Raw genomic sequence first — 17,798 nt, 5'->3', positions numbered from 1 at the left:
CTGTATTTCAAAATAAATTAATTAGGTTGCGTACTGTTTTATTAATTAAATGAGTTGACGTTGTTTAAGTGAGGAGAATATGTTTCTCAACTATTTTGCGCTGGGCGTATTGATTTTTGTATTTCTGGTTCTTTTTTATGGAATCATCGCCATCCATGACATTCCTTATAATATGGCCAAAAAGCGAAACCATCCGCATGCCGATGCGATTCACACGGCAGGCTGGATTAGCCTGTTTACGCTCCATGCCATCTGGCCGTTCCTGTGGATATGGGCCACGCTGTACCGTGAAGATCGCGGCTGGGGGATGCAAAACCACATCACCAAGCCTGATGAGGTTCCGGGCATGGATGCGCTGGCCAAACGCGTGGCCGAATTAGAACAAAAGCTGGCCGCGGTACAGCCCGCCGCTGATAAGAACACGCTGGAGCGCTAATCATGGATCTGTTAATTATTTTGACCTATGTGGCATTTGCCTGGGTGATTTTTAAAATATTCCGTATTCCGGTAAACCAGTGGACGCTTGCCACCGCGACATTAGGCGGGGTGTTTATTGTTGCCGGACTTATTCTATTAATGAACTATAACCATCCGTACACCTTTACGGCGCAAAAGGCGGTTATTTCTATTCCAATTACGCCGCAGGTTACCGGGGTGGTCAGTGAAGTGACCGATAAAAATAACCAGCTAATTAAAAAAGGCGAAGTGTTATTTAAACTGGATCCGGGCCGCTACCAGGCGCGCGTCGACAGACTCCAGGCCGACCTGGTGACCGCAACGCACAATATCGACAATCTGAAAGCGCAGCTTTCGGAAGCGGTCGCCAATACCACCCGCGTGTCGGCTGAACGCGATCGTCTGTTTAAAGATTATCAGCGCTACCTGAAAGGCAGCCAGGCAAAGGTGAATCCGTTTTCTGAAAGCGATATCGACAACGCGCGGCAAAATTATCTCGCACAGGATGCGATGGTGAAAGGCTCCGTTGCCGAACAGACGCAGATTCAAAGCCAGCTGGACAGCATGGTGAACGGCGAGCAGTCGCAGATTGCCTCCTTACGCGCGCAGCTTGCTGAAGCCAAATACAACCTGGATCAGACCGTGGTCCGTGCGCCAAGCGATGGCTACATCACCCAGGTGCTGATCCGTCCGGGGACGTACGCCGCCGCGCTGCCGCTGCGTCCGGTGATGGTCTTTATTCCTGAACAGAAGCGTCAGATCGTGGCCCAGTTCCGTCAGAACTCGCTGTTGCGTCTGAAGCCGGGCGATGAAGCGGAGGTGGTGTTTAACGCGCTGCCGGGCCAGGTGTTTACCGGTAAACTCACCAGTATTCTGCCGGTGGTGCCGGGAGGCTCCTATCAGGCGCAGGGCGCGCTGCAGTCGCTGACGGTGGTGCCGGGAACGGACGGCGTGTTGGGTACGATTGAGCTGGATCCGAATGCGGAAGTCGATGCGCTGCCAGACGGTATCTATGCCCAGGTGGCGGTCTACTCGGACCATTTCGCCCACGTCTCGGTGATGCGTAAAGTATTGCTGCGCATGACGAGCTGGATGCACTACCTCTACCTCGATCACTAATCCTTCCAGGGCAGGAATGCGACACGCGTACCTGCCCTTTTTTCATCGCTTGATCCATACTGACTTTTTTCCGGCATCAAGGATCAGGCAATGAAACTCATCGGTAGCTACACCAGTCCCTTCGTGCGAAAAATCTCGATTCTCCTGCTGGAGAAAGGGATTGAATTTGAATTCATCAATGAACAGCCCTACAACGCTGAAAACGGCGTCGCGCAGTACAACCCGCTGGGGAAAGTCCCGGCGCTGGTGACGGACGAGGGCGAATACTGGTTCGATTCCCCGATTATTGCGGAGTATATCGAGCTGCTGGGCGTTGCCCCGGCAATGCTGCCGGCTGACCCAAAAGCGGCGCTGGCGCTGAAGCAAATTGAAGCTCTGGCCGATGGCATTATGGATGCGGCGTTAACCTCCGTGCGTGAACAGGCCAGGCCCGCCGCCCAGCAGTCGGAAACGGAACTGTTACGCCAGCGGGAAAAAATCAGCCGCAGCCTGGACAGGTGCGAACAGCTTATCCGGGAGGGAAAGATTCAAACCGACAGCCTGAACCTGGCAACTATCGCTATCGCCTGCGCCATCGGCTATCTCAACTTCCGCCGGGTTTCCCCTGGCTGGTGCGTCGACCGTCCGCTGCTGGTGAAACTGGCAGACACGCTTTTTAGCCGCGAGAGCTTTGCCCGTACCGAACCGCCAAAGGCTTGATGCGGGTTATAACACTTCGGCGTCGGAGGCGGTACAATCCCTCCACATGTTAACTCCCTCTCCCGTCGGGAGGGGGGAAGATATTTACTCGCCAGGCGCTTTCATGACTACTCATCATTCGCTGTACAGCCAGATCCCCGCTACCGACCGCCTCCTTCGCGAGCCCCGCATTCATGCTGCCGTTGAGCGCTTCGGCCATACCGCGACGGTGGAGATGTTACGCCTGCTTCAGGACGAAGCCCGATGCGCTATTCAGGCAGAAAACGCCTTGCCCGACTGGTGCGCGGCGTGGGAGCAGGAAGTTGAGCACCGGCTGGATGAGAAAGCGCAAAGCGCATTACGCCCGGTGATTAACCTGACCGGTACCGTGCTGCATACCAACCTGGGCCGCGCGCAGCAGGCGGAAGAGGCGGTGGCTGCGGTTGTGCAGGCCATGCGGGCGCCCGTGACGCTGGAGTACGATCTGGACGGCGCCGGACGCGGGCATCGTGACCGGGCGCTGGCGGACCTGCTGTGCCAGCTGACCGGCGCGGAAGATGCCTGCATTGTGAATAACAACGCCGCAGCGGTGCTGCTGATGCTGGCGGCGACTGCCAGCGGCAAAGAGGTGGTGGTTTCCCGCGGCGAGCTGGTGGAGATTGGCGGGGCGTTTCGTATTCCGGACGTGATGCGCCAGGCGGGCTGCACGCTGCATGAAGTGGGCACTACTAACCGTACCCATGCGAAAGATTATCGCGCGGCGGTGAATGAAAATACCGCCCTGCTGATGAAGGTCCACACCAGCAATTACCATATTGAAGGCTTCACCAAAACGGTTGAAGAGGCAGAGCTGGCGGCGATTGGCCGCGAACTGAATATTCCGGTGATTGCCGATCTCGGCAGCGGCTCGCTGGTGGATCTGAGCCTTTACGGGCTGCCGAGAGAGCCGATGCCGCAAGAGATGATTGCCGCAGGCGTTAGCCTGGTCAGCTTTTCCGGCGACAAGCTGCTGGGCGGGCCGCAGGCCGGGATTATCGTCGGCAAGCGCGAGCTGATTGCGAAGCTGCAGCAGCATCCGCTCAAGCGCGCCCTGCGAGCCGATAAAATGACGCTTGCCGCGCTGGAGGCGACGCTGCGGCTCTATCTCCATCCGGAGAAACTGGCCGACCGCCTGCCCACGCTGCGTCTGTTAACCCGCGATGCCGCCTCGATTCGCGCCCAGGCCGAATTACTGCTGCCGCGCATTGCCCCGCACTACCCCGATTTTGACGTTCGCATTGAACCCTGCCAGTCGCAGATTGGCAGCGGTTCGCTGCCGGTGGACAGGCTGCCGAGTGAAGCGCTCACGTTCACCCCGCGTGACGGGCGCGGCAGCCACCTTGAAGCCCTGTCGGCGCGCTGGCGTGGCCTGCCTGCGCCGGTTATCGGGCGGATTTACGATGGCCGAATGTGGCTGGATCTGCGCTGCCTTGAAGATGAAGAGCGATTTCTGGAGATGTTGTTGAAATGATTATTGCCACCGCCGGTCATGTCGACCACGGAAAAACCACGTTGCTGCAGGCTATTACCGGCATAAACGCCGACCGCCTGCCGGAAGAGAAAAAGCGCGGCATGACCATCGATCTGGGCTATGCCTACTGGCCCCAGCCTGATGGTCGCGTGCTGGGTTTTATTGATGTTCCGGGGCATGAAAAGTTTCTGTCCAACATGCTGGCGGGCGTGGGGGGTATCGATCATGCCCTGCTGGTGGTGGCCTGCGATGATGGCGTTATGGCGCAAACCCGTGAGCACCTGGCGATCCTGCAGCTGACCGGTAACCCGCAGTTGACCGTGGCGCTGACCAAAGCCGATCGCGTGGATGACGCACGCGTCAGTGAGGTGCGCGAAGCGGTACAGGCGACCTTGCAGGAGTATGGTTTTGCCGATGCCCCGCTTTTTGTCACCGTGGCGACAGAAGGGCGCGGTATCGATGAACTTCGCCACCACTTACAGCAGCTTTCGTCGCGTGACCACGCCAGCCATCACCGCTTCCGTCTGGCAATTGACCGGGCGTTTACCGTCAAAGGCGCGGGGCTGGTGGTGACCGGTACGGCGCTGAGCGGTGAAGTGAACGTAGGTGATACGCTCTGGCTGACGGGCGTTAACAAGGCGATGCGCGTGCGCGGCCTGCATGCGCAAAACCAGCCCGCGGAGCGTGCTCATGCCGGGCAGCGGATCGCGCTGAACATTGCCGGGGATGCGGAAAAAGAGCAGCTTAACCGCGGCGACTGGCTGCTGGCCGATGCCCCACCTGAGCCGTCTGAACGCGTCATTGTTTCCCTGCAGACAAACGTGCCCCTGACCCAATGGCAGCCGCTGCATATTCACCACGCGGCCAGCCATATCACCGGGCGCGTGTCGCTGCTGGAAAACGATCTTGCCGAACTGGTATTCGATTCACCGCTCTGGCTTGCAGACAACGATCGTCTGGTTCTGCGTGATATTTCCGCGCGGGAAACGCTGGCCGGGGCACGGGTGGTCGCGCTGAATCCACCGCGACGCGGCAAGCGTAAGCCCGAATATCTGCAGTGGCTGGCAGCGCTGGTGCAGGCCAGCGATGATAACGCCGCGCTGCGGGTGCATCTTGAGCGCGGTGCGGTGAGCCTGCGTGATTTTGCATGGGCACGCCAGCTGAGCGAGGAAGGATTACGCCTGCTGGCCCAGCAGCCGGGCTTTATTCAGGCTGGAAACAGTCTGCTAAACGCCCCGGTTGCTGCGAACTGGCAGCGTAAGATACTGAACACGCTCGCAACATACCATGAACAGCATCAGGATGAGCCTGGCCCGGGCCGTGAGCGTCTGCGGCGCATGGCGCTGCCGATGGAAGACGATGCGCTGGTGCTGCTGCTGATTGAAAACATGCGCGAAAGCGGGGCGATCAAAAGCCACCACGGCTGGCTCCATCTGCCGGATCACAAGGCCGGGTTCACCGCAGAGCAAGAAGCGGTATGGCAAAAAGTGGCCTCGCTGTTTGGCGATGAGCCGTGGTGGGTTCGCGATCTGGCCCGCGAAACGAATACCGACGAGCAGGTGATGCGTCAGGTATTGCGCCATGCGGCGCAGCAGGGGCTGATAGTCGCGATCGTGAAAGATCGTTATTACCGTAACGATCGTATTGTGGCCTTTGCGAACCTGATCCGCGAGCTGGATCTGGAGCGGGGCTCTACCTGCGCAGCCGATTTCCGCGACCGGCTGAACGTGGGCCGCAAGCTGGCGATTCAGATCCTGGAGTATTTCAACCGCATCGGCTTCACCCGCCGTCGCGGTAACGATCATTTATTGCGCGATTCGTTATTATTTCCTGAAACTCCGTGACCCCCGTCGTAAAGCCGTTACCGGTTGGCGAGAAAATCGCCAGCCGGAACTACCCTTGATGTACACCAACAGCAAGGAGACGGTCATGACAAACAATCCTCCCTCATCGCGTATCCAGCCCGGCGAGTATGGTTTTCCCCTCAAGCTGAAGCCTCGTTATGACAACTTTATTGGCGGCGACTGGGTAGCTCCCGTCGACGGCGAATACTATTCCAACCTGACCCCCGTAACCGGCCAGCCGCTGTGCGAAATAGCCAGCTCCGGCAAGCGCGATATCGATCTGGCGCTGGATGCGGCGCACAAAGCGAAAGATAAATGGGGCCACACCTCCGTTCAGGACCGCGCGGCTATTTTGTTCAAAATCGCCGACCGGATGGAGCAGAATCTGGAGCTGCTGGCGACGGCGGAAACCTGGGATAACGGCAAGCCTATCCGGGAAACGATGGCGGCAGACGTGCCGCTTGCCATCGACCACTTCCGCTATTTTGCCTCCTGCATTCGCGCTCAGGAGGGCGGAATAAGCGAGGTTGACAGCGACACCGTGGCGTATCACTTCCACGAGCCGCTGGGCGTCGTCGGGCAAATCATTCCATGGAACTTCCCGCTGCTGATGGCGAGCTGGAAAATGGCGCCCGCGCTGGCGGCCGGGAACTGCATTGTGCTTAAACCGGCGCGTCTGACCCCGCTCTCGGTGCTGCTGCTGATGGAAATCGTTGGCGATCTTCTGCCGCCTGGCGTGATTAACGTGGTCAACGGTGCGGGCGGTGAGATAGGGGAATATCTGGCTACCTCGAAACGGATCGCTAAAGTGGCGTTTACCGGGTCGACGGAAGTGGGCCAGCAGATTATGCAGTACGCCACGCAGAACATCATTCCCGTGACCCTGGAGCTGGGCGGGAAATCCCCGAACATCTTCTTCGCGGACGTGATGGAGGAAGAGGATGCTTTCTTCGATAAAGCCCTGGAAGGGTTTGCGCTGTTTGCGTTTAACCAGGGCGAAGTCTGCACCTGCCCAAGCCGCGCGCTGGTGCAGGAGTCCATCTATGAGCGCTTTATGGAGCGGGCCATTCGCCGCGTCGAGTCTATCCGCAGCGGTAACCCGCTCGATAACGTCACGCAGATGGGGGCGCAGGTCTCGCACGGACAGCTGGAAACCATCCTCAACTACATCGATATCGGCAAGAAAGAGGGGGCGGATATTCTGACCGGCGGTCGCCGTAAGGTGCTCGGCGGGGATCTGCAGGAAGGGTATTACCTGGAGCCAACGATCCTGTTCGGTCAGAACAACATGCGCGTCTTCCAGGAGGAAATTTTCGGACCGGTGCTGGCCGTAACCACCTTCAAAACGATGGAGGAGGCGCTGGAGATTGCCAACGACACGCCGTATGGCCTGGGAGCCGGCGTCTGGAGCCGCAACGGTAACCTGGCCTATAAAATGGGCAGAGGCATTCAGGCCGGGCGCGTCTGGACCAACTGCTACCACGCCTATCCTGCGCACGCGGCATTTGGCGGTTATAAGCAATCGGGCATCGGGCGTGAAACCCACAAGATGATGCTGGAACATTATCAGCAGACGAAATGTTTGCTGGTCAGCTACTCCGATAAACCGCTGGGGCTGTTCTAATCGCCCAGCTCAGGCCGTCCATGGGCGGCCTGAGCAATTTGCTGGCGCAGGCAGTTCAGAACGCCATCCAGAACGTATTGCACGCGCCAGGGCTGGTATTCGCGTTTGCGGAAAATGGCCGTCAGATCGAGCCACCACTCTTCCTGATGCGGGAAGCAGGGAACCAGCATCCCTTGCGTTAATTCTTTTTTCAGACTCTCTTTTGGCGCAAAAACAATCCCAAGATTATTTCTTGCCAGCTCCAGGGCCGTCTGCGTATTGTCGCAAATATAATTACCGGTCACCCGGTAGTCATGCACGCTATCACTGCCGTGCACGCGGAAACGCCAGATGTTTGCATCATCGATCAGCATGGAATCAATGAGAATACAGGAGTGATTAATTAAACCTTCAGGTCCCGTTAAGGGGTGTTTATTTAAATATTCCAGGGTAGCGAATGCCGTAACAGAATATTTTGTTAACACGCTGGCAACCAGACTTTCGTCTTTCGGCGGCGCATAGGTAATTAAAATATCGCAGTCATCCGGAAAAGAAACGCCTTCTGAAAATTCATTCCGATCCAGGTTATAGGTTTTCAGGGAGATGCGGATGTCACCGATATCTTCTATCTGATGGATCACGTGGCGCGCGAGATAGGTTACGATACCTGTAGGGGCATAGATCGTGACCTTTCCGCGCTTTTCATGCTTGTAATCAGCAATAAAATTAACGAGTTGACTGTTCTTATCCAGCGTGGCATCAATGTACGGGAGTAACGCTTCCCCAAACTGGGTCAGGGCCAGCTGGCGCGTGGTGCGCTCAAAAACCTTGAGTCCAACCCGCGTTTCAAAATCAGACAGATATTTACTGACGTTGGCCTGCGCCATGCCCAGCAGGGCGGCGGCATCACCAATGCTGTGGGTGGCTGCGATGACGGATATAATTTTTAACTCGCGCGGCTTTAGCTGTAATTTATTCATCATGCACACCCATCTATATGATTTTGTATATAATATTATATAAACCGCAGCGTTGCATTGGCAAATTTGTAACCATTATTATGCGCCTCGCTTGTTTGGCATTTTAATGGATTACATGTAATGACTATTAAATACAATTTACTCATCGCTGCCACGTTATTTGCAACATCCTCAGCAATGGCCGGTGACTTTTCACTAGGAGCGGGGGCTGTATTTAATGAGTCTCCTTACAAAGGCTATAACGAAAATACTACCGCAGTACCGTTAATTAGCTACGAAGGCGATAGCTTTTATGTTCGCCAGACCACGGGCGGATGGATCCTGTGGAAAGACGCAAAAAATGAACTCAGCCTGACCGCATCGTGGATGCCGCTGCATTTCGATCCTGATGACAACGACGACCATCAGATGAAAAAGCTTGATGAGCGTAAAGCTTCTGCCTTCCTCGGCGGCGCGTACTACCGCCACGAAAGCTGGGGTTCGCTGAAAGTGGCGGTCTCGGGCGATGCCACGGATGAAAGCGGCGGTATGATCGGCGAGGTTTCATACTTCCGTCCAATCAGGATGGAACGCCTGACCCTGACGCCCTCTGTCGGTATTTTCTATAGCGACGAAAGCTATAACGACTACTACTACGGCGTATCCGGAAGCGAGTCTCGCCGCTCAGGTCTGGATGAATACACCGCCGGTGACAGCTGGACGCCATACGTTGGCCTGGCGGCCAAATATCAGTTAACCCAGAAGCTGTATCTTAACGCCAGCGCGGTCTACACCGTATTGCCTGACGACGTGAAGAACAGCCCGATGATCGACCGCGACGACAGCTTCGCGCTGATGACCGGCCTGACCTGGCGTTTCTGATGCGCTAAAGCCGGGTGGCGGCTTCGCCTTACCCGGCCTACATGGACTGCCATCGCAGTTTTACGTAGGCCCGTGCAAGCAAAGCGCCGCCGGGCATATTTGAGAGTACCGATCTCCCGTTTTCCCTTCCCGTCATGGCTTCCTCATTAATATTCCTGATACGCTAATGCGATCTGCGCCATCAATAAAGGTGTGCATCATGTGTATCATGCTTAAAGAAAATCAAACCGGGCACTCTCGCCCGTATTTGGCGAAAGGCGGGAATTAAGCACGGATATCAGAAGTCGTTATGTTTTATCCGGCTTACATTCATTCTGACTTCGACGGTAGCGCCAGCGGCTATCTTAAAAGAACCGGATTTTAACGTGCGCGAGGCGTAACACATGAACCGATTTATCGTGGCGGATGCGGAAAAATGCATTGGGTGCCGCACCTGCGAAGTGGCCTGTGCGGTGTCGCATCAGGACGCCGTCTCCGCTCGTGCCTTTGCGCCCCGCCTTCGGGTGGTTAAGGGAAGTTCATACACTACGGCAGTGGGTTGCCATCAGTGCGAGGACGCGCCGTGTGCTAACATCTGTCCAACCCATGCCATCAGCCTTACGGCGGGAGCCTGGCTCGTTGAGCAGACGCGCTGCATTGGGTGCAAAAGCTGTGTGGTGGCATGTCCGTTTGGGGCGATGCAGGTGCGCCTGGAGGGAAATAAGGCGCAGGCGCTGAAATGTGATTTATGCCTGCATCGCGAAGGCGGACCGGCCTGCGTGGAGGCCTGTCCAACCCACGCGTTGCGCTGCGTTGACCCTGCCAGGATTCGGGCTGAAAAGCTTACTGCATTTTATTGAAATTCCACGTAAACGTCAGACTGTAGCGCCAGTCCCTGTTGCGACTGTCTGTCGGAACATCCCCGACGGGTCGTGCCGCCTCCACCGTGACGCTATAGTGGCGCGTATCGCCTATCATCACCCCGGCAGCCACTGACCCGAGCCGCTGATGGGGCAAACCGGACGTGTTAAACCAGGTTTGCGCGGTATCGGCCAGGATATAGGGTTGGATGGTGGCAAGCCAGGTGCTCTCTTTTCGCATCTTGATATAGCGCAGTTCTACCTGCCCGCCGTAGCCGTAATCACCGCTTGCTTCACTGTCCTGATATCCACGGCCAAAGCGCTGGGCACCGAAGCTAACGCGTTCGGGCTCTGGCAACGTGTTATTTGACCAGTCTCCCTCCCAGGATGTTGATAGCCGCCATTTATCGGCAAACAGCCAGGCTGCGTCTAAATAGCTTTTTGTGAGCGTAAAATTAATATCGGGTTTAGGCGCTGAGACGATATCGGCACCCATCGCATCAATACCCTGTCGTACGTTGAGTCTGCCGCTGATGCTGGCGGTTGTGAATTGATGTGCACCATTGATACCCACTTCCAGCGCCGGATAACGTGCGTGTTGGTTGACGGAGTCCAGACTGTAGGTTTTGCCCTGCAGTCTGGCCTGCAGGGCATAGTCATCCCGGCGGTCGGTATAATCAAAACCGCTGGTCAGATTAATTTGTGATTTTTGCGTCAGCAGCAATGGATAGCCAAACGTCACGCCGCCGTTGTATTGCGTGGTTTTTTGCTTCGAATCGACCTGAATATTATTGGGCAAAGTGAGCAGGGGGGAAAAATCCCGCGGATTTTCACGGTAATAGCTGCCTTTGATCTGCATCGTCAGCCCTTCATCGTTTAAAAACTGCTGCCAGTTCAGACCCACATAGTTTTTTCGCGTGTTGCTATCTAACGGTATAAGCGTAGCCACGCCAAGCTGATCGCCATAGCTTGTCAGGTTGCTGAGCGTTCCGTTCAGCATCATTAAATCTTGCCCTTTACGGGTGTCGATCGTGGAGGCGATATTCCAGCTCCGCTCCTCATTACCGGTTATCTGCATCGCCGCCGCGCCATAGATATTGGTTGGCAGCTGCGCGTTGGCCGTGACCGGAACGTTCGGGGTGCGGGTCATCAGCTGGCTATAGCGATCGAACGTATCCTGAGACAGCGGTTTTTCCGCCATGATTTTTTCTGACAAGCGTTTAAGGCGCGCGGCGATATTGGGGTTGTTACTGGTTATGTCGCTGTGCGCCACGTACCCTTCGACCAGGACAATTTTAATATTTCCCTGCTGGAAATTATTATCGGGCAGCCAGGCATAGGAGAGCGGAAAACCGTCGGCCTTGTAGCGCGCCGTAATATCATTTACCAGCCCCGTAAGCGTTTTTAGCGGCACGGTTTTTCCGGCGTAAGGCCTGAAGGGGTTAAGTAATTCCTGCAAGGGATAACGCGTGCCGCCAATAAACTGAATGTGATGAATGGTAATGGGCGTTTCAGGCGTCAGCGTTGACTGCGGTTTTTCTATTTTGACTTTCGGCTGTGGGACGGTCTCAGTCTGTTCTGGGGCAACGTTACGAGAAACTTGCGCCGGGTTATCAGGGTTAATAATAGAGGGCAGTGTATCGGCGCGGGCCATGCTCAACACAACCAGCCCCGTCAGCGAAAAAAGGAAATGGTTTTTCATCGCGCTATCCCTGTTCATCATTCCCGGTTAGGGGGAGTGTCGCTGTACGAAGCGCCCCTGAAGCAGGGGCGCAGAAAGGCAATAACCGTTTTACTGTTTTGGCGTCAGTAGACCGGTGGTTAACGTGTTGTTGTGCTGGCGGTAACGCCCGACGTCAGGGTATTGAGGGTTGTATTGACCGTCGCACCCAGGCTGTTGTTCGTGGCCGCCACATTTGCATTAGCTGTGAGAGAGCCTGATCCTCCTCCGGTCGTCGAGGTGGCGGGTTTCACTAGCGTACCGGTATCCGTCACCGTCTGGCCGACGTTTTGAACGACCTGACCTACGCCGCTAAGCCCGCTATTACTGCTGCTAACGTTGGTACCTACGCCGCTCACGGTGTTTCCTACCTGCGTCAGCAGGCCGTTGACCGGAGTACCCAGACCTGTTGTGGTGCCCACGCTTTGCGTCACGCCTTGTACTCCGCCCAGCGTCTTGTTCACCACGGTCGTCGTATCGGTTGTTACCTGAGCTACCGCAGGGCTACTGACCGTGTTGGTTAAACCTGTGCCGGTGTTACTGACTAACTGCCCGGTACTGTTTACCACGCTGCCCGTCAGGCCTGTTACGCCGCTAACCGGTGTTCCCGATGTCGAACTTGCCAGGCCCGTGCCTACCGTAGAGACGGTATTGCCCAAGGAGGTGACCGATGTGGTCACGCCCTGAACCGTCGTACCAACACCGTTCGCGTTGCCCGGATCGCCAATGCCGGAGGTGACGCCCGTCCCCACGGTAGAAACGGCGCTGCCAACACCGCTGACGGTGGTTGAAACGGTTGATGTAACAGGATTATTTGTCGGGATCTGGCTTCCCAGGCTGTCCACCGTAGAGCCGACGCTGGTTACCGTTTTACCGGCATCACCCAGCACAGTATTCACGCCTGCAGTGGTTGTGCCGCCACTGCCCGTTCCGGTTCCTCCGCTGCCGTTACCTCCGGTTCCCGTTCCTGAGCCTGAGCCCGAGCCTGTCCCTGAACCTGAGCCAGATCCGTTACTGCCTGAACCACCATTGTTAGCCGTTGTGCCACTTCCATCACCCGAGCCGGTATTACTTCCGGTTGCAGGGTTATTTTTGGCTGTTGAGTGAGATCCGCCACCGCTTCCACTGCAGGCAGAAAGAGAGAACGCGAGCAGTACCGCAGCAGCAATTACGCTGATGCGACTAGCATTATTAGGTAGCATAAAAATACTCCACGCAATAGAACGCCGAGCGGCGTATTAGTGAGTATATGCAGTATTTTAAAAATGCACACAGACTCGCTTCGAGGATATTTTTTACCAGCGTTGTTTGTTTTAAATCTTGTATAACAATGAGTTAATTAATTTATTATTTAACGTCTACTTAATTATTTTTGAATTACTATAGTGCCATTAAAACAACAGGAATTATCCTAAATAATCCCTTTAAATAATAGGGGAATAAAGCTGAAGGATATATCCTTTATAAAATATATAGATCACGGTAAAAATAAGGCTCTTCATCCGAAGAGCCTTAATATTTAACAATTGCCTTCGCGCCAGGCTTTTTCAATTTCTTCGGCGAGAATTTTTACACCCGCTTCGATTTTTTCCGGATCGGGTACGTAGTTCATGCGCATGCACTGGTGCGTATGCGGCCACGGCTTATCCAGTCCCGGGAAGAAATAATCGCCCGGTACCATCAGAACGCCGCGCTTTTTCAGGCGCTGGTAGAGCAGTTCGGTGGTGACAGGCAAATCCTTAAACCACAGCCACAGGAAAATTGCTCCTTCTGGTTTGTGGATCAGGCAGCGTTCTTCCGGCAAATAGCGGCGAAGTATCGCAATCGTCTCCTGAACGCGCTGGTAATAGAATGGCTTGATCACGTCATTCGACAGACGCAGCAGGTCGTTGCGCTTAATCATTTCACACATCATCGCCGGGCCAATGCCGCCCGGTGAAAGGCTGATAATGCCGTTCATATTGGTAATGGCGGTGATGATTTTCTCGTTGGCGATGATGATGCCGCAGCGGCTGCCCGGCAGACCCAGCTTAGAGAGGCTCATGCACAGGACAATGTTCGGGTTCCACAGCGGTCGTGCTTCGCTGAAGATAATGCCCGGGAACGGCACGCCGTAGGCGTTATCGATCACCAGCGGAATGCCGTGCTGATTCGCCAGCGCATCCAGCTTCATCAGTTCGTCGTCGGTGATCACGTTGCCCGTTGGGTTAGTCGGGCGCGATACGCAGATCATGCCCGTCTCTTCACCAATATGCAGGTGTTCAAAATCGACGTGATATTTGAACTGGCCTTCCGGCAGCAGCTCGATGTTCGGGCGCGCGGAGACGAACAGATCCTCTTCCAGGCCGGAATCAGCGTAGCCGATATACTCCGGTGCCAGCGGGAACAGCACTTTTTTGGTGGTGCCGTCGGCGCGACGCCCTGCGAACAGGTTAAACAAGTAGAAAAACGCGCTCTGACTGCCGTTTGTCAGTGCAATATTCTGTGGTTCGATATCCCAACCCAGCTCGTCACGCAGCATTTCGGCGAGGAGTGCCAGCAGTTCGGTTTTACCCTGCGGGCCGTCGTAATTGCAAAGCGCATCGGTTGCTTTGCCGCTTTCCAGCATCTGAGCGAGCAGCGTCTGGAAATAGGTATTCATCTCCGGGATTTGAGCCGGGTTTCCGCCGCCGAGCATGATTGCGCCCGGTGTGCGCAGCCCGTCGTTGAGATCCTCCATCAGGCGAGTAATGCCTGAATGGCGGGTAAATTTGTCGCCGAAAAGTGAAAACGTCATAGCAGGTGATCTGTCGAGCTTATTTTGAAAGTGGGTAACCATAACGCTAGCACCGTGCTGGTGCAAATCGGGTGATGTGGTCGGATTTGTTGTTTTATATGGCGGAAGTGTATTTGTGTAGTGAATAGTTCTGGTGGGTTTCCCCTCACCCCGACCCTCTCCCAAAAGGGAGAGGGGGAAAAGACGGCGCCGTGCGGTTCCCTCTCCCCTGCGGGGAGAGGGTTAGGGTGAGGGGGTGAATTATTGATTACCTGCCCATACCACCATTACCTTATCGCCATTATGCTCGCGCACGAATCCATACCCCTCGTTCAGCGACAGCGTGGTTTGTTTGCCTTCACCAATCGCCGGGTGGCGGGCGCGGAACTGGCCCAGCGTTTGCCAGTGGGCGACAGTTAGGGCCTGCTTGCCCGTGACGTCCTGCCAGTTCATATCTGACCGGGTGCCCTGTAATGGATCAGAACCCGTCGGACCGAACGGACGCTCGGATTCATCACCGTAATAGATTTGTACGCTGCCCGGAGCCAGCAGAAGCAGCTCCGCCGCGCGCTGACCCCCTTCGCGGAACAGACGCGTATCGTGTGATGAGAGATAGCTCAGCACGTTGAAGCTTTGCAGCTTTTCCGCCATCTGCTGCCAGGTGAGATCCATATCGGCCAGGCAATCCACCGCTTTTGCCGCCTGCTCCTGATAGTCAAAGTTGATCATCGCATCAAAACCGTGGCGGTAATAATCGCTTTGCATCACCCGGTGGCCCCAGGACTCCCCGGTCATCCAGAACGGTGCGTTGTCGAGCTTTTTGTCCGGGTTCGCCCCTTTCCAGGCGGCCAGCGCCTGGCTTGCCTGGTCTTTCAGCTGTTGCCAGGCCGCAAGCTCAACGTGTTTCGCCGTATCCACCCGGAAACCGTCGATGCCGTAGTCACGTACCCACTGGCTGAGCCAGTGGGTCAGATAATCGCGCGGGGTATATACGGGGATGGCCTTCGCGTGGGTGTCGGGCTTGTGTTGGTAAAAGTTAGGCAATCCGGAAGGCGTCGTGGATTCCGTTTTCAGATCCGGCAGAAATGCCAGCGACATGGTCAAATCGTCGAAGCCGGGGTTGTCGTAATCGCCGATGTCCGTGCGGATCCATTTTTTGCCCCACCATTTCTCCCATGCGGCTTTGTCGCTGAAGTTGATGTAGTCGTTAAAGCTGTGCCAGCTTTGGCCCGCGCCCGGCTTCCAGTCCGTCCAGCGTTCTCCCAGCGTCTTTTTCAGCTCATCACCCTGAAGGTACAGGGCACCAAACTGAAATTCCTGCATGTCTGCCAGCGTGGCATAGCCAACGTGGTTCATGACGATATCAAACAGAACGCGGATCCCGCGCTTGTGCGCTTCGTCGACAAGATGGCGTAAATCATCTTCGGTTCCCATGTTGGCGTCGAGCTTCGTCCAGTCCTGGGTGTAGTAGCCGTGATAGGCGTAATGCGGGAAATCTCCTTTTGTGCCACCGCCTACCCAGCCGTGGATCTGCTCAAGCGGAGAGCTTATCCAGAGCGCGTTCACCCCCAGCTGCTGTAAATAATCGAGCTTGCCGGCAAGTCCTTTGAGATCCCCGCCGTGGAAGGTGCCAATCTCCTGCATACCGTCTTTATGACGACCGTAGCTGTTGTCGTTGCCCGGGTCACCATTCACATAACGGTCGGTCAGCACAAAATAGACGGTGGCGTTTTGCCAGCTAAACGGCGCAGGCTTGTCGGTTTCGGCGCGCTCAAGCAGCAGCAGGCCGTTACCGTGGGCGGCTGGCTGCAGGGTGATTTTTCCATTCTGCACCGTCGCCGTCTGTTTACTGTAGTAGTCGCGCACGACGGAGCCTTCCGGGAAGGTATCGCCGACGTCCAGCGACAGCGGTTTACCGTCCCACTTCGGACACTGGCGGATGACGTTTGCAACCGGCTGTTCTGCGGCACTCTGAATCGTCAGCAGCAGGGTGGGCGTGCCGGAGCGGGTATCAATCCGCATCTGGTAGTCACCGTCGCGAAAAAGGCGCCACTGCGGCGGCGTGCCGTCACAGGGCTTGAGCGACAGCATCTCATTGAGTTTTATCGCGTCCGCAGGCTGCCAGCACGTCTTGTCAAAACTCAGCGTCAGAGGACGCGTACCCTTCGCAAGCTTTGCCTGGCTTGTGAAGACCCCGGTGCCTTCGGCGCTAAATGCGCTAAACCCAGGCGATGACCAGTCGGCATGCGCCAGTGCGGGTAACATCAGAAAGGCTAATGCGGTACGTTTCATTCCTTTTTCCTGTCGCGGCATTTTTGACCAGTGTGCCATCAGGCGAGGGGCAAAAACTCATCCCCTGTCGCTTTCTGCCGGGAGGAAGCGTGAGGATGAGTGATCTCGCGCAAAATTAGGCAGTTATCTGCGATAGCGCACACAGTTTTTGTGGGATGATGTTTTTATGAGCAAGTTTCAGGTGACATAGTTTCGGAATTGGACTATTTCTATACGTGCTCTTGAAGTCTATTTTTGATATGATTTGAGATTCCGCTCTCAAATTTGTGAAAAAAATAAGGTGTTGGGATGATTACATCCGACCAGGAGACCTAATGATATCGACTCCCATTCGACGATATGGGGCTGCGATACTCATGTTACTCACCACGGCATTTTCGGGTGAGGTGCTTGCGAAGACGCACACGGATACAACGAGTAAGAAAGCCCACGTAATAAAGACGACAAGTAGTAAGGTTAGCAGTAAACAAGAGTATTCTCGCAATAGTGCAAAGAGTAGTTCACTTCCTGATTTGCGAAAATACCCTTCCGGAACACCAAGGAAAAAAGCGTTTCTCCGGACGGTAATGCCTTACATCACGAGTCAAAATGCCGCGATTACTGCGGATCGTAACTGGCTGATTTCCAAGCAGTACGATAGCCGCTGGTCGCCGTCAGAGCGCGCGCGTCTGAAAGATATCACGAAGCGCTACAAGTTGAGCTGGAACGGTAACACGCGTCGTGTGCCGTGGAATGCTCTCCTTGAGCGTGTAGATATCATCCCGGGCAGCATGGTTGCGACCATGGCTGCTGCCGAAAGCGGTTGGGGTACTTCTAAGCTTGCGCGTAGCAACAACAACCTTTTCGGCATGAAATGTGTGAAAGGTCGTTGTAATAATGCCCCTGGCAAGGTGAAAGGCTATTCGCAGTTTGAATCTGTGAAAGATTCCGTCAGCGCCTATGTGGTGAATCTGAACACGCATCCGGCCTACTCATCGTTCCGTAAATCACGCGCTCAGCTGCGTAAAGCGGACCAGGAAGTGACGGCCAGTACGATGATCCACAAGCTGAAAGGTTATTCGACAAAGGGACAGAGCTATAACAACTATCTGTTCGCCATGTACCAGGATAACCAGCGCTTAATTGCCGCCCATATGTAATC

The 17,798-nt window shown here is 55.4% G+C and carries 14 protein-coding genes; 9 read left to right on the top strand and 5 right to left on the bottom strand.

Translation table 11 applies throughout. From position 1 onward, the window contains the following. Nucleotides 1–79 precede the first annotated feature (79 nt). The 6 genes from M2422_RS13770 (at nt 80) to aldB (ending at nt 7,231) form a co-directional block, all read left to right on the top strand. The gene (locus tag M2422_RS13770; protein WP_023334046.1) at nt 80–436 is read left to right on the top strand and encodes a DUF3302 domain-containing protein; all 357 of its coding nucleotides are present in this window, start codon (nt 80–82) and stop codon (nt 434–436) included. 2 nt (nt 437–438) lie between these two features. After that, nucleotides 439–1,575, top strand: coding sequence for an HlyD family secretion protein (locus M2422_RS13765; RefSeq protein ID WP_033147023.1), 1,137 nt, complete (start codon nt 439–441; stop codon nt 1,573–1,575). A 90-nt stretch (nt 1,576–1,665) separates the two neighbouring features. Beyond that, nucleotides 1,666–2,274 (top strand): glutathione S-transferase, encoded by a 609-nt coding sequence (locus M2422_RS13760; protein ID WP_047059729.1) that lies wholly within the window; start codon nt 1,666–1,668, stop codon nt 2,272–2,274. A gap of 103 nt (nt 2,275–2,377) precedes the next feature. After that, nucleotides 2,378–3,763, top strand: a complete 1,386-nt coding sequence (gene selA / locus M2422_RS13755; protein WP_064673799.1) for an L-seryl-tRNA(Sec) selenium transferase — start codon at nt 2,378–2,380, stop codon at nt 3,761–3,763. Continuing rightward, nucleotides 3,760–5,607 carry a selenocysteine-specific translation elongation factor gene (gene selB / locus M2422_RS13750; RefSeq protein ID WP_064673798.1) on the top strand — a complete coding sequence of 616 codons (1,848 nt, stop codon included), beginning with the start codon at nt 3,760–3,762 and terminating at the stop codon, nt 5,605–5,607. The genes selA and selB overlap by 4 nt, the downstream gene beginning before the upstream one ends. Before the next feature lie 85 nt (nt 5,608–5,692). Beyond that, entirely contained in the window at nt 5,693–7,231 is a 1,539-nt protein-coding gene (gene aldB, locus M2422_RS13745; RefSeq protein WP_023309928.1) for an aldehyde dehydrogenase AldB, read from the top strand. On the opposite strand, the gene M2422_RS13740 is transcribed toward aldB, so the two are convergent. Continuing rightward, nucleotides 7,228–8,193 (bottom strand): LysR family transcriptional regulator, encoded by a 966-nt coding sequence (locus tag M2422_RS13740; protein ID WP_064673797.1) that lies wholly within the window; start codon nt 8,191–8,193, stop codon nt 7,228–7,230. The two genes, aldB and M2422_RS13740, sit on opposite strands and share 4 nt — an antisense overlap. Nucleotides 8,194–8,310: 117 nt before the next feature. On the opposite strand from M2422_RS13740, the gene M2422_RS13735 reads away from it, so the two are divergent. Together M2422_RS13735 and M2422_RS13730 are read left to right on the top strand one after the other, a co-directional pair. Beyond that, entirely contained in the window at nt 8,311–9,051 is a 741-nt protein-coding gene (locus tag M2422_RS13735; RefSeq protein ID WP_033147018.1) for a MipA/OmpV family protein, read from the top strand. A 383-nt stretch (nt 9,052–9,434) separates the two neighbouring features. Continuing rightward, nucleotides 9,435–9,890: a 4Fe-4S dicluster domain-containing protein gene (locus M2422_RS13730; RefSeq protein WP_074399212.1), complete on the top strand. Its 456-nt coding sequence runs from the start codon at nt 9,435–9,437 to the stop codon at nt 9,888–9,890. Here M2422_RS13730 and M2422_RS13725 read toward each other — a convergent pair. From M2422_RS13725 to M2422_RS13710, 4 genes are all read right to left on the bottom strand, one after another. After that, nucleotides 9,874–11,592 (bottom strand): ShlB/FhaC/HecB family hemolysin secretion/activation protein, encoded by a 1,719-nt coding sequence (locus M2422_RS13725; protein ID WP_064673796.1) that lies wholly within the window; start codon nt 11,590–11,592, stop codon nt 9,874–9,876. The two genes, M2422_RS13730 and M2422_RS13725, sit on opposite strands and share 17 nt — an antisense overlap. A 119-nt stretch (nt 11,593–11,711) precedes the next feature. After that, entirely contained in the window at nt 11,712–12,509 is a 798-nt protein-coding gene (locus tag M2422_RS13720; protein ID WP_223862643.1) for a collagen-like triple helix repeat-containing protein, read from the bottom strand. 620 nt (nt 12,510–13,129) lie between these two features. Further along, the gene (gene avtA, locus M2422_RS13715; protein WP_033147014.1) at nt 13,130–14,386 is read right to left on the bottom strand and encodes a valine--pyruvate transaminase; all 1,257 of its coding nucleotides are present in this window, start codon (nt 14,384–14,386) and stop codon (nt 13,130–13,132) included. Between the two features lie 240 nt (nt 14,387–14,626). Further along, nucleotides 14,627–16,657: an alpha-amylase gene (locus tag M2422_RS13710; RefSeq protein WP_064673795.1), complete on the bottom strand. Its 2,031-nt coding sequence runs from the start codon at nt 16,655–16,657 to the stop codon at nt 14,627–14,629. Between the two features lie 314 nt (nt 16,658–16,971). Here M2422_RS13710 and M2422_RS13705 point away from each other — a divergent pair, with 314 nt between their 5' ends. Further along, nucleotides 16,972–17,796, top strand: a complete 825-nt coding sequence (locus M2422_RS13705; RefSeq protein ID WP_032661838.1) for a protein bax — start codon at nt 16,972–16,974, stop codon at nt 17,794–17,796. Nucleotides 17,797–17,798: the final 2 nt, after the last annotated feature.

Source organism: Enterobacter sp. SLBN-59 (assembly GCF_024807915.1).
GTDB lineage: Bacteria > Pseudomonadota > Gammaproteobacteria > Enterobacterales > Enterobacteriaceae > Enterobacter > Enterobacter asburiae_B.
This window is presented reverse-complemented; position numbering and strand designations above follow the sequence as displayed.

Coding starts and splice junctions, on each gene's coding strand:
- M2422_RS13770 (WP_023334046.1), top strand. CDS start 80: ATGTTTCTCAACTATTTTGCGCTGGGCGTATTGATTTTTGTATTTCTG.
- M2422_RS13765 (WP_033147023.1), top strand. CDS start 439: ATGGATCTGTTAATTATTTTGACCTATGTGGCATTTGCCTGGGTGATT.
- M2422_RS13760 (WP_047059729.1), top strand. CDS start 1,666: ATGAAACTCATCGGTAGCTACACCAGTCCCTTCGTGCGAAAAATCTCG.
- selA (WP_064673799.1), top strand. CDS start 2,378: ATGACTACTCATCATTCGCTGTACAGCCAGATCCCCGCTACCGACCGC.
- selB (WP_064673798.1), top strand. CDS start 3,760: ATGATTATTGCCACCGCCGGTCATGTCGACCACGGAAAAACCACGTTG.
- aldB (WP_023309928.1), top strand. CDS start 5,693: ATGACAAACAATCCTCCCTCATCGCGTATCCAGCCCGGCGAGTATGGT.
- M2422_RS13740 (WP_064673797.1), bottom strand. CDS start 8,193: ATGATGAATAAATTACAGCTAAAGCCGCGCGAGTTAAAAATTATATCC.
- M2422_RS13735 (WP_033147018.1), top strand. CDS start 8,311: ATGACTATTAAATACAATTTACTCATCGCTGCCACGTTATTTGCAACA.
- M2422_RS13730 (WP_074399212.1), top strand. CDS start 9,435: ATGAACCGATTTATCGTGGCGGATGCGGAAAAATGCATTGGGTGCCGC.
- M2422_RS13725 (WP_064673796.1), bottom strand. CDS start 11,592: ATGAAAAACCATTTCCTTTTTTCGCTGACGGGGCTGGTTGTGTTGAGC.
- avtA (WP_033147014.1), bottom strand. CDS start 14,386: ATGACGTTTTCACTTTTCGGCGACAAATTTACCCGCCATTCAGGCATT.
- M2422_RS13710 (WP_064673795.1), bottom strand. CDS start 16,657: ATGAAACGTACCGCATTAGCCTTTCTGATGTTACCCGCACTGGCGCAT.
- M2422_RS13705 (WP_032661838.1), top strand. CDS start 16,972: ATGATATCGACTCCCATTCGACGATATGGGGCTGCGATACTCATGTTA.